Source organism: Ruegeria intermedia (genome assembly GCF_900129345.1).
GTDB lineage: Bacteria > Pseudomonadota > Alphaproteobacteria > Rhodobacterales > Rhodobacteraceae > Ruegeria > Ruegeria intermedia.
On record NZ_FQVK01000019.1, the window covers coordinates 44,988 to 56,259 of the forward strand.

The window sequence follows — 11,272 nt, forward strand, 5'->3', positions numbered from 1 at the left end:
AGTTACTTCATGGGGTATGTGTCTGGCTTCCATCCCCACCCACGCGCGCGAGGGTCTCTGCGTGAAATATTGAAAGAAGCCCCGCGCGCCGGATTTCCGTTGCGGGACGGAGGCTTGGGCGCGAACTTCCTTCAAATGAAGGATTGGGGCCTTTGAAGGAAGCATCGTCCCGGCCCTCACCGCATCGCCCGGAAGCGCATGGCCTTCCGCCCCCCGGTCTCCTGCTCGACCGTGGCGATGTCGCCGCTCTCGACGAGCGTGAGCAGGATGTCGTCGCGGTCGCGCGCCCGGAGCCATTGCGAGGCGCGGGTCAGCTCGGACTTGGTGACGCCGGTCGCCCCTGCCTTGCGGATGATTTCGCGCACGCGTTTCAGATGCGCCTCGGTCTCGGTGTCGGCGACGTGGCGCTCGACGGCGTCGATGGTGCGTCGGGCAAAGTGGCGCACGAAGTCGATGGCCCATGCGGCCTCTTCAAGCCCGATGACGGGCTGAACCGGATCCCTCCCCACGGACAGGACAAGCGCGACCTTGGCCGCGTTCTCCGCGATCCGGGCGAGGATCGGCGTCTGAAACGTGCCCGCCGCAGCCCTGAGCTCCGCGGTGGTCTCCTCGCCGAGTGCATCGAAGCGCGCCTGCGCCGCATCGTCCATCGGCACGGTCATCGGGTCCACGGCAGTCTCGGGTCCGGAGGTCCGACCGGCCAGGTTGCCGCTGGCCCGGCCACCCCCTTCTGCGAGCCGCTGCAGCCCCGCGATCAGCCCGGGCGGAGACCGGCGCAATCCGACGGACCGGTTCTCGTCCGGGTAGTCGTCGTCCGTCACGAGGATGATGAACCGGGCGAGCGAGCCGTCCACCACGTTGGCGCCCTGCAGCGACCCCCAGAAATGCAGCGGCGTCGTGGTTCCATAAACGCACAGACAGGGCTGGACGATGTCGCGCCGCTCATTCGAGCCATCACGGTTGGCGTATTCCGCGCCGAGAAACACCCCGCTCGCCGCGCTGTAAAGCTCGGTCATGTTGTCGAGAATCTCGGTCACATGGCGCGGGCTGCGCTTGCGGTCGGCCGCCGCCGAGAGGAACATCCCGAACTCGTCGATCTGGAACAGGATCGCGGGCTGACGGTGGAGCGCGGTCAGGAGCCCCGCGCCGGAGGCGATCTTGTTGCCGCCCAGGTGGTGCGCCAGCCCCGCCGCGAAGAACAGCTCGTTGACGACCTCGCGGGCGTGGTTCTTGCCCGATCCGCTGTCCGCGATGCCGACGATGTAGAGGTTCGTGCGCAGGTCGGTCGTCGTGCGGTAGCGCCGCCCCATCAGCGCGCCGAGCGCGCAGAGGCTGGCGCCCACCGCCAGAAGCGGCTGCGGCCTGCGCGCGGTGTCGATCATGTAGCGCGCGAGATCGCCCACGAGCCCACCCGGGATCGTCATCGTGAACGACGGTGAAGGCGCGAGGATCGGGATCGGGGCTTCGGGCTGGGCGAGCCGCGCCAGGAGGCCCGCCGCGGGATGCTCGTCGGCCGCACAAGCCTTCTGGCTGCCGTCGAGCAGGAGGTCGGGATCGGGGCGCCAGCCCTTCTCCATGGCGAGGTGATAGATCGTGCCGGCGCCGATCCGCGCGGGCTTGAAGCTCTTCCACGCCTTCTCCGTCGCTGCCGGGTCGTTCTTGGCCGCCTGCGCCGACCAGTCGGCAAAGAGCGTCGCGCCCTCCTCGCCAAGCGCGCCCTTCAGCGCCATGCCGATGCGCATCCAGCTGTCGTAGTCGAGCTCGGCGTTCGGCAGCCACGCTAGCGCGCTCCGGATCGCGGCCAGCGTGCCAGCCTGTGCATGGGCCGGCAGACACGGATGTCCGGACCCGTTCGCCCCCTTTCCGCCGAGGCTCTTTGGGCGCAGCTCGGGCGGGATCAGCGCCAACGCCTCGTCGAGGAAGGCCGCTGCCTGTTCGGCGTCGATAGCCGGCAGGCTCTCGATGTCGAGGTCCGCGAGCCCCTCGTCCGGCCAGGCATAGGGCTGGCCGGTGTCGGGATGCTCGGCATAGGCCACGAACTGCTGTCCGAGGCAGAGCACTTCCAGCGGCGCGCGCCGGATCCCGGCGAAGGGCTCTTGCGTGCGATAGACCAGCACCCGCTTCGGTGCCTTGCCGATCCTGAGCGCGGGCGTGTCGCCCAGCCGTTCGCGGGCGAGCCGCTCGATGCGCAGCGCCAACTCGCCGTCCTCGGCGATGTCGATGTCGAGCGCGGCGACCGCGCCGCCGACGATCCCGACCCCGCAGTCGGGCCAGCTGGACCAGGTCGCGACCTCGAGTTCGGTCGTGGCGCGGCTCGCATGCCGGTTCCACTGCGGGTAGTCGTGCCAGGCCGCGCGGGCGAACTGGCCGGGCTTCTTGGTGCCGGGCGCGATCGGCAGGATCGCGTAGCCGTTGGTCACGAGACGCGCGCCCACGCGCGCCATCCACGAGGTGTCCGCCATCAGAAGGGCACCTCCGGGATCATGCCGTCGAGCCGCGCGCGGTCCTTCGCCGCCAGGTCACGCAAGGCATCGCAGTAGCCGGTGACGATCACCTCGACGAAGGTGTCCCACTCGTGCTCGGTCAGCTGGGCGAGATCGGTCCGGCCGAGGCTGTCGAGATAGGCGCCGCCGGCCTTGCCGCCCTCGACCATGGCCGCCGTCTCATTGGGGGTCGGATCGATCATGCCCGACCTCCGGTGGCAGATGTCCTGGCAAACCCGGCTGCAGAGGTCTCGGCGGCTCGTGTCGCGCCGCGGGTCGGAGACGCGGAAGCGCGCGTCGAACCAGCCCCAGCCGCGGGGTTCTCGGTGGCAGACGGCGCAGAGCCCGGCACGGCTGTAAGGCATGGGGCGAACCTGTAGGCGGTGATTTCGGTGAAGCGGCCCGCGGGGCGGACGGCGATCTCGGTGGGGCGGCGCAGCCGGTCCGCCAGCAGGAGCGCCTCGTCGATGGAGTCGGGCACGTCCATCTCGGGCGCCCGTTCGCGCCACCAGCTCGCGGCCTTGCGGCGCGGATAGCCCTCGTGCTCGAAGCAGACCCATTCCGTGTGGAAGGCGAGACCGCAGCGGTAGGTGACCTTCAGCGAGACCCGCCCGCCGCGCTTCTCGTGGCGGCTGTAGGTGACGTCCGTGACGCCGACCCATTGCGGCTTGCCGGTGGACAGCACCTCCAGCGTCGAGGCGGTCGGCTCGAGCTTCACCTCGCGGCCGGGGAACTCGAAGCCGCAGCCAGGGCATTCGAGCGCCGCGATGGCCACGATGGTCCCGCATTCGGGGCAGATCTTGGTGGGTGGCGGGCCGTCGCCGGGACCGCCTGGCCGCTTCGGCCGCACGAGATCGATGGGGCCGTGCCGACGGACGTTGCCCGCGAAATCGAGAACGAGGCAGTTCTCCTTGCCCTCGGCGAGCCGCGTGCCCCGACCGGCCATCTGGACATAGAGCCCGGCCGACTTGGTGGGCCGCAGCATCGCGATCAGGTCCACGGCCGGCGCGTTGAAGCCCGTCGTCAGTACGCCCATCGAGGCCAGCGCCCTGATCTCGCCGCGCTTGAAGGCGGCGATGATCGCGTCGCGCTCGTCCTTCGGCGTCTTGCCGAAGATGGTGGCGCAGCTCACCCCGCGGCGGCGGAACTCCTCGGCGACATGGGTGGCGTGGCGAACGCCGGAACAGAAGGCGAGCCAGGACCGGCGCCTCTCGCCATGGGCGATCACCTCGGCCACGGCCGCACGCGTGATGGCGTCCTGGTCGACCGCGTCCTCGAGGTCACGCGCGATGAACTCGCCGCCGCGCGATCCCACGCCGGTCACGTCGAGGCGGGTCTTCGTCTGCTTCGAGATCAGCGGGGAGAGATAGCCCTGATCGATCAGGTCGCGGACCGACACCTCGTAGGCGATGTCGGTGAAGAGCGCGTTCTCGCCCTCGTGCAGCATGCCGCTGTCGAGCCGGAAGGGCGTCGCCGTCAGACCGATCACCTTCAGCGTCGGGTTGATCGCCTGCAGATCGTTGAGGAAGCGGCGATACATGGTGTTCGACCGGCCGGGGATCAGATGGGCCTCGTCGATCAGCACCAGATCGGCATGGCCGATGCGCGTCGCCTTGTCGTGGATCGACTGGATGCCGGCGAAGAGGATCCGGGCCCGCGCGTCGCGGCGGCCGAGCCCGGCCGAGTAGATGCCGGCCGGCGCCTCGGGCCAGAGCCCCAGCATCTCGGCATGGTTTTGCGCGATCAGTTCGCGGACATGGGTGACGACCAGCACGCGCTGGTCCGGCCAGGCCTTGAGCACGGCGTCGATGAAGGCGGCCATGACGAGGCTCTTGCCGCCGGCCGTGGGGATCACGACGAGCGGGTTGCCGCTCTCCTTCTCGAAATAGCCGTAGATCGAGGTGATCGCGGCCCGCTGGTAGGGGCGCAGGGTCAGCATGCGGCGGCCTCCTCTTGGCGGGCTTCGTTGGTCCAGACCGAGCCGTCGCGCATGCGGTAGGAGACGAAGTCCTCGCCTGCGTCGGTCACCTCGCCGGGGACGAGATCGGGGATGAACAGGTGCCGGGGGCAGGCTCGGCGCTGGTCGGCAGGGTCGAGCAACCGGTCGTGGCGCGCGCAGTGCCAGCCGCCTTCGATGGGCGTGGAATGCAGGCAGGACCGACAGGTGACAGCCGCGGCGTCCTCGCCGTGGCAGAGCCCGTGGTGGTCGCAGAACCGGCACTCGAACCAGGCGGGATCCGCGCTGATCCGCTCGGGCGGGTGCTGGGCGAAGATGATCCGCCGCGCCTTTTCCATCAGGCGCTCGCCCATCTCGGGGTCGGCCGGGACGCGCTCGATGTGCAGCGCGTCGGTGTCCTTGCAGACCGCGACGTACAGCGCCCGCGTGATGCCGGTCAGGTGCATGTACACCTGCATCTGCGCGGCGTGCTGGGGCTTGGCGAGCGCGACGCCCTTGGCGATCAGCTCGGCGAAGCTCTTCGCCGAATGCGTCTTGAACTCGACGACGTGCCAGGTCTTCGGCGCCTCGAGCAGACCGAGGGCGACGGCGTCGAGCGAGCCGCCGAAATGCCCGCCATGGGCCTCGACGCGGAACTGCCGCCCGGTCTCGGGATCGACCTCCAGCACCGTCGCGCCGGTGGCGCGCAGGTCGCGGACGAGCCGGGCCTCCTCCAGCTGGCCGGTCTCGAACAGCCGCAGGATGCGGCCGGTGTGCCGCGCGGGCGTCGCCCAGCGGAAGTCATACCAGAGCGCACGGGCACAGGACTTGCCGATCAGCGAGGCGCCAAGATGGTCGCGGAAGCCATCGCCCTGCCGGGCCTCGTAGGAGGCGTAGATCGCGGAGAGGGTCGGCGTCGGGGGTTCGGGGAGCTCGGCCATCAGCATGCCTCCTCCCGCTCGAGCCGCGCCCGCGCCTCAGCCAGCACCGCAGCCCAGGCGGCGACGTCATGGCGCTCGCGCAAGACGGCGATGATCATGTCCTTGAGCCGTTCGCGCCGGCGGCGGCCTCCCTGACGGGCGACGATCTCTGCGCGCTCGCGATTGAGGTGGCGCAACGCAGTGCGCGCGCGGTGAAACCAGTCGGGGTCGATCGGCTTCGCCGTCCGCTGCCGCGTCAGATCGGCGGTCGCGATCTGCGTGCGGATCTTCGCAATGGCGTCCTCGATCTCGATCAGGCGCCGGGTGTCGTCGGGCAAGCCGGGTGCGTTCACGGCCGCGCAGGCCGCGTCGGTGGTATTGGTCATGGTCTGTCTCTCGGGTCTGCCGATGTCCGGGCCGCCGCAGGTTTCAGCCCGCGGCGGCCGAGGGCGTCAGCTCTTGCGGTTCCAGGGCGCAGTGGCCGGGCGGGCGGGCGCCGACTGAGCGGGCGCGCTGGCCAACTGCGTCGCGGCGGGCTTGGGCGGGGTCGCCTGCGCCGGGGCCTCCGGCACCAGGTAGCGGATCGTGTTGCGCTCGCCGTAGCCGTCCTTCGGGGGCTTCACGCCGACCTGGATCGTCATCGGGATCAGGTGCAATTCCTCGCTGTCGTTGACCTGCAACTTGCCCGTGGCGTGGCAGATCGCCGACAGCGTGCGCTGCGCGATCTCGACCGTGGTCGGGTGGGCGTTCACCAGGTTCAGCTGGTCGAAGACCTTGCGCCCCTGCTGCGGCCCCTCGAGGATGTCGAGCATCAGCCAGAGATACTTCCCCATCCCGTTCTTGGTGACGCGCATCTCGCTCTCGACGATCTGGGCGCGGTACTTGCCCGCAGGCAGGATCTCGTAAGCGGTGGTGGGCTCGATGCCGGCGGCGTCAAAGGCGGTGTCGAAACGTGCCATCGTGCTGTCCTTTCAGTCGTAATCAGGCGGATTGGGGCATGGCGGCCAGGAACTCGGACCACTCGAGCGGGAGGGTTTCCGGAAGGCCGTAGCGGTTCTTCGCGAGGAAGGCGGGGCGCTCCTCGGTGTGCATGACGCGCGCACCGGACCCGAGCGCCCGGGTCACCTTCTTGTTGAAGCCGACGTCGGACTTGCTGACCGAGATCCGGTAGTTGGCGAACAGCACCACATCGGAGTGCTCCTGAAGCAGCGCGGACGCGCGGGCCTGCAGCTTGATCACGTACCGGTCGTAGGGTTCGTGCTCGGGGCTGTCGAAGCGCTTGATGTCGGTGTGGGCGATCTGGATGACCGCCATTCCTTTCTGGTCGCGGAGCGCGTTCAGCCTGTCGATGTATTCGCGCCAGATGGTCAGCGCCTCGGCATAGCCCTTGCCGAAACCGGGGCTTTCGATCGACTGCCAGCCGTTGCGCCGGCAGGCCTCGGCCCAGATCAGCGGCTCCAGCCAGTCCACGCTGTCGACCACCACCGTGGAATAGGGATGGTCCTCGTCAAGCAGGGCGTCGAGCGCCTCGGCGACCTCCGCGTAGCTCGTCGCCAGCGGGAAATGCGGCACCTGGAGCTTGCCGAGACCGTCCTCGGTGAGGACGAACACCGGCGCGTCGGCGGACGCGGCGAAGGTGGATTTGCCGATGCCGGCGACGCCGTGGATCAGCACGCGCGGCGGCCGCAGTGACGTCGAGGTTTGCAGGGATGCGAGCGAGATGGCCATCAGCGCGCCTCCTCGCCGAGCAGCAGCCGGAACTTCGGCTTGGCCGTCCGAACCGTGCGCGCGGGCTCAAACTCCTGGCGGATGTCCGTGGGCCAGGCGGTGTACTTCCGCTCGGGGACGCTGAGCGCGATGTCCACGTACTCGGCGGGATCGGCGCCATCCGCCCGGATGCGCTCGACCAGACCGGCGAGCAACGCCTGATCCCAATCAACGCGCTTCGGCAGCTCGGCGACCACGGTGACCGGACCATCCTGCAGCCGGACGGTGCCGGTGTCCTTGCCCTCCACGCGGCGGGCGTCCTGCGCTTGGTCGCCGTACTTCAGCGCGATGGCGCCATCGAGCCAGTCGCAGAGGGTCTTCGCAGCGCGCAGCCGCTCGTCGGCGTCCTGCTTCAGGAGCGCCAGCTGGTCGCCCGGCAGAGCGGCGATCTCGCCGACCGGCATGGTGGGCAGATCGTCGAGGGTGATGTGGTTGGGGATCGTCATGGCCGCCCCCTCACGCCAGCTTCACTGCGGGCTTGTCGGCCGTGCTCGAGCAGTGCCGGTTGGCCTCGTAGGCCTCGACATCCTCGAGCCGGTACACGACCCGGCCGCCGATCTTGATGAAGGCGGGGCCCTCACCGGTCCAACGCCAGCGCTCCAAAGTGCGCGGGCTGATTTTCCATCGAGCCGCCAGCTCGACCTGGTTGAGATGTGTGACTGACATCGTCGTCTCCTTCGCGATTGGCCGAATGCCTGCGAAGGACGATGGGGGAGCGCCTAGGAGGGCAGCGGGAGGAGCCAAGGAGGAGAGACGGGAGGAATGCAAATCAAGGTGCCCGAAAACGAAAAAGGCCGCCCCGAAGGACGGCCTTTCGCGTCACCCATTTGCGGTCAGCCTTCGATCCAGCAACTCGCGCCGCTTTCGAAGATGACCCGCTTCCAAGCGGGGTGTCCCTTGAAGAGCTCGGACAGTCTCCGAACGGTTCGACCGCAAGCGGCCGCCTCTAGAACTGCATCCGTCGAGAGCCGGTGTTCCCCCGCGATGAAGGCCTCGGCCATCATAAGCACTGCAGCCTTCTGCTTCGTGCCTTTGAACTCAAAGCGTTCACCGTGGACGATCAGGATCGCTCCGTCACCGGAGACCCAAACCGGCCCCTGATCAGAAGGACCCGTCAGCAGCCGCGCCGAAAGGATTCCGGGGTTCGCGGCGATCCCGTCTTCATGATCGACCACATCTTCAAGCGGCACGATCTCGTGGCCTTTCAGGGTCGAGCGGCAAGTCCGCTTGGCCGGATCAAGGGATATAATTAGCCGCAAGCCTTCGGACGGACGGCGCGCGGCGAGCTGGCGGAACTGGTCGAAGGCCCCTGGAACGCTCAAGCCGCGTACCACCCAGATCCCGACGCGCGCTGTACGGTTCGGTAGCCGCGCAGCTCCGAAATCCAACACCACGCCATCGAGATACGGCACCGGGTCCTTGCCGAGTGAGCAATCGAGCCGGGCGACCACTCGCCGAGCTGCTGCCGCCATGTCCAGCGCATAGACTTGGCGGCGGGCGCTCGCCCGTTCGTCGTGCCAGACTGCGTTGCCGAGATGACCATGATGGCCAGTGATCGGGTGGGCGATGACTGACGTCGGGGTGTCGTCCAAGTCGTCATCGGCAACGACGGACATCAAGCTGCCCCGCTGCACGATCAGTCCGGCGTCCATCAGCGTCTTGCCGGCGCCGCGCATGTGCGCCAGCGCCATGGCCGAAACCCGCGCGTCGCGGGTTCCGGCGATCGAAGAGAGCAGTCTGCGGGCGGCGGGATCAATCCTCGAAGAGCTGCAGGTCATCGACCAGGGTCCCCCAGCGCCGCAGGTACTTCTCGCCGATCATCTGCTCGGTCGCAGTGCGATCCTTCAGATCGCAACCATGCGGCCAGGTGATCGTCAGGGTCAGCGTGCGCCGCCTGTCGCCTCCCGGCCGGCGGGCGAGCTTCACGGCGATCTTGGCCCGCGTGACCACATACCCCTCGCTCAGGGGCGTGCGATCCCCGAACCTTTCCTCCGCCTTCGTCCAGATCGTCTCGTCGGCGCGCGCGGGCTTCTCCAGCGTCACCCTGAAATCGCTGTCGTCGATCGGCATCAGGCGCAGCTCGCGCACCTCGACGCCCTCGATCCCGTCTTCCGGATCAACCGGGAAATCGTAGGGCGCCAGCAGCACGGACAGGTCGTAGCACCGCAGCGGCAGGCGGTTCTCCTTGAACTCGATGCCGAGGATGTGCGTGACCGTCGCCCTCACGATCTCGTTCCGCGTCGCCTTGTCGTTGGCGATCACCTCGATGCCGCCGGTCGCGGGCTCATAGGTAACGGCGGCCTCGAACACGGGACGATAGGCCTGCCGGACAAGCAACCCCTTGTCGTCGAAGCGGAGCAGATCGTCGGGCCGTCCCTCTCGGTAGATCGTCACCTGCACTAGGTCGCATTCGTCGCCCTCATGGGTCGTCCTCACCCGGTCGAAGATGTCGACATGGGCATGGGCAGCGCCCGAGAACTCCTTGATCGCGGAAACGAAGGCGTGGCGGGCCGACGCGTCGCGCTGCACGACGCAACCGGGGTCGGTCATGTACCCCGCCCACATCCGACCGCGCCGGCGGTCCTCCGTAAACCGGACTTCCTCGGCATGACGAAAACGGTCCTGCGCGTTGAGGAACATCCAGAGCGACCGCGCGTGCGGGTTCGCGAGCCCGTCGAGGAGGGCGGGATCCTCGGCCACGCTGTAGATCGCGGCCTGCCCCGGCTCGTCGGACAGGGCATGGACGCGCTCGGCGTCGTTCGAGATCCGGTCGCGCTGGACGCGGGACATCTTCTCGATGGCCCCGAGAAGCGGCCCGGACAGATCGGCGTCCGATGCGGGCCAGTCGAACTCGGTGGGCAGGCCGATCTCCGGCCGGTCGAAGTATTCGCGCAGCGCCTCGCCGGGCGTCTTGCGAAGGAAGGCGGACAGTGCAGTCACAGCGATCTCCTTTCTGGCGATTCCATGTATCGGCTGATCTGCTAATCAGCGTATATCGCGCCTAAAGGGAGTCAATCGAAAAAATACGCACTTCCGCGGATTCGCGATCAGCGCCCGAAGAGCGAGGGCTGCCCGTGCGTCGAAGTGATCAGGTTCAGCTTCAACAGTCTGATGCGGGCGGCCTCTTCGGAAACCGCGAACCGCTCCATGACCATCTGGATCAGCCGCACGGCATGTTCCGTCGAAACATGGATATCGCCATGCAGCTCGCGCGGTCTGCAATAGTCGGAAACGAGGCGACGGACCGGCGTGGCCGGCATCAGCAGTGCGCCGCTGATATAACCGGCTTGCCATTCCATCCAGTCGGACTGCGGGGCGTCCAGGATGTTGTCGCGCTTGGAGATCGCCTTGTTGGCGTTCACGCCGCGCTCGAGCAGGTCCCCGTTGGCGAACTTCTGCGCCCAGAGAGGCCCGTGGAACTTCACGTGCCCGAACTCATGGGTGAGCGTGGTCCGGAAGCGATTCTCGCGCCGATCGTCGCCGGCGATTCTTTCCGAGATGGAGACCTTGGGCCCCCGGTCGGGAAAGAACTCCGTCACCCCTTCGACATCGGCGCCATACGCTGACAAGTCGGCGTAAGGGTCGAGGTCCGCATCGTGCATCTCGATCAGCACGGTCAGGTCGTCGGTCGCGACGGGATAGTCGACCTTTCCGTGGCGCTTCATCAAAAGCTCACGGATCAGCCGCTCGCATTCATCGTCGAGATCCCGCTCGCGGTAGAAGGGTCGCTCGGCAAAGCGGCCCGTGTTGTCACGGATCATCTTCACCATGCGCAACTCCTTACTCTTTCAACGTCTTCCTGAAATTGGCGAAGGCCTCGACGACCTTGTCCGGGGTGGACGCATCCGGCCGCAGATCATCCGGAAGCCGGCCTGCAAGTGCGTACAGGTAGTCCTCCGGAATGTTTAGGATGCCGGAGAACTGGCGGATCAAGTGCCCCGAGCTGGGGCTGCGTCGGTCGTGCTCGATGTCGTTGAGGTACTGCGGGGATATCGACCCGCCGCCCTCTTCCTTCATCACGCGCGCTGCGAGCTCCTTTTGGCTGAGACCGAGTGCCTTGCGGGCCTTCGAAATCGCCTGGCCGAAGGTCACACCGTCCGCGGACATGGCCGGTTCATCGCTTCATCTCCCTGTCAATCCGCTTGTTCGCGGATTTGCGAGTTGTT

13 protein-coding genes are annotated in these 11,272 nt (G+C 67.7%); all 13 read right to left on the bottom strand.

Annotation, left to right across the window (positions count from 1 at the left end; translation table 11 throughout):
- Positions 1 to 176: 176 nt before the first annotated feature.
- The 13 genes from F3H26_RS13665 to F3H26_RS13725 all read right to left on the bottom strand — a co-directional run bounded on the left by F3H26_RS13665 (position 177) and on the right by F3H26_RS13725 (position 11,213).
- A complete protein-coding gene (locus tag F3H26_RS13665) occupies positions 177 to 2,462 on the bottom strand; it encodes a PriCT-2 domain-containing protein (protein ID WP_149776581.1) in 2,286 nt (761 codons plus the stop codon).
- Positions 2,462 to 2,686, bottom strand: coding sequence for a DUF6511 domain-containing protein (locus F3H26_RS13670; RefSeq protein WP_149776582.1), 225 nt, complete (start codon positions 2,684 to 2,686; stop codon positions 2,462 to 2,464). Before F3H26_RS13670 ends, F3H26_RS13665 begins: the two co-directional genes overlap by 1 nt.
- Positions 2,683 to 4,422 (bottom strand): DEAD/DEAH box helicase, encoded by a 1,740-nt coding sequence (locus F3H26_RS13675; RefSeq protein WP_149776583.1) that lies wholly within the window; start codon positions 4,420 to 4,422, stop codon positions 2,683 to 2,685. Before F3H26_RS13675 ends, F3H26_RS13670 begins: the two co-directional genes overlap by 4 nt.
- A complete protein-coding gene (locus F3H26_RS13680; protein ID WP_149776611.1) occupies positions 4,416 to 5,360 on the bottom strand; it encodes a PD-(D/E)XK nuclease family protein in 945 nt (314 codons plus the stop codon). The genes F3H26_RS13675 and F3H26_RS13680 overlap by 7 nt, the downstream gene beginning before the upstream one ends.
- Positions 5,360 to 5,725 (bottom strand): hypothetical protein, encoded by a 366-nt coding sequence (locus F3H26_RS13685; protein WP_149776584.1) that lies wholly within the window; start codon positions 5,723 to 5,725, stop codon positions 5,360 to 5,362. Before F3H26_RS13685 ends, F3H26_RS13680 begins: the two co-directional genes overlap by 1 nt.
- A 66-nt stretch (positions 5,726 to 5,791) precedes the next feature.
- Positions 5,792 to 6,298: a DUF669 domain-containing protein gene (locus F3H26_RS13690; protein WP_149776585.1), complete on the bottom strand. Its 507-nt coding sequence runs from the start codon at positions 6,296 to 6,298 to the stop codon at positions 5,792 to 5,794.
- A 22-nt stretch (positions 6,299 to 6,320) separates the two neighbouring features.
- Positions 6,321 to 7,067 carry an ATP-binding protein gene (locus tag F3H26_RS13695; protein WP_149776586.1) on the bottom strand — a complete coding sequence of 249 codons (747 nt, stop codon included), beginning with the start codon at positions 7,065 to 7,067 and terminating at the stop codon, positions 6,321 to 6,323.
- Positions 7,067 to 7,552 carry a hypothetical protein gene (locus F3H26_RS13700; RefSeq protein ID WP_149776587.1) on the bottom strand — a complete coding sequence of 162 codons (486 nt, stop codon included), beginning with the start codon at positions 7,550 to 7,552 and terminating at the stop codon, positions 7,067 to 7,069. The genes F3H26_RS13695 and F3H26_RS13700 overlap by 1 nt, the downstream gene beginning before the upstream one ends.
- Positions 7,553 to 7,562: 10 nt before the next feature.
- A complete protein-coding gene (locus F3H26_RS13705; RefSeq protein WP_021096360.1) occupies positions 7,563 to 7,772 on the bottom strand; it encodes a helix-turn-helix transcriptional regulator in 210 nt (69 codons plus the stop codon).
- Positions 7,773 to 7,939: 167 nt separating this feature from the next.
- On the bottom strand, positions 7,940 to 8,884 hold the full coding sequence (locus tag F3H26_RS13710) for a hypothetical protein (protein WP_149776588.1): 945 nt from the start codon (positions 8,882 to 8,884) through the stop codon (positions 7,940 to 7,942).
- Positions 8,859 to 10,046, bottom strand: a complete 1,188-nt coding sequence (locus tag F3H26_RS13715; RefSeq protein ID WP_149776589.1) for a hypothetical protein — start codon at positions 10,044 to 10,046, stop codon at positions 8,859 to 8,861. The genes F3H26_RS13710 and F3H26_RS13715 overlap by 26 nt, the downstream gene beginning before the upstream one ends.
- A gap of 107 nt (positions 10,047 to 10,153) precedes the next feature.
- Complete coding sequence (locus F3H26_RS13720; RefSeq protein WP_149776590.1) at positions 10,154 to 10,876, bottom strand: ImmA/IrrE family metallo-endopeptidase; 723 nt, start codon at positions 10,874 to 10,876, stop codon at positions 10,154 to 10,156.
- A gap of 10 nt (positions 10,877 to 10,886) precedes the next feature.
- Positions 10,887 to 11,213 (bottom strand): helix-turn-helix domain-containing protein, encoded by a 327-nt coding sequence (locus F3H26_RS13725; protein ID WP_012177086.1) that lies wholly within the window; start codon positions 11,211 to 11,213, stop codon positions 10,887 to 10,889.
- Positions 11,214 to 11,272: the final 59 nt, after the last annotated feature.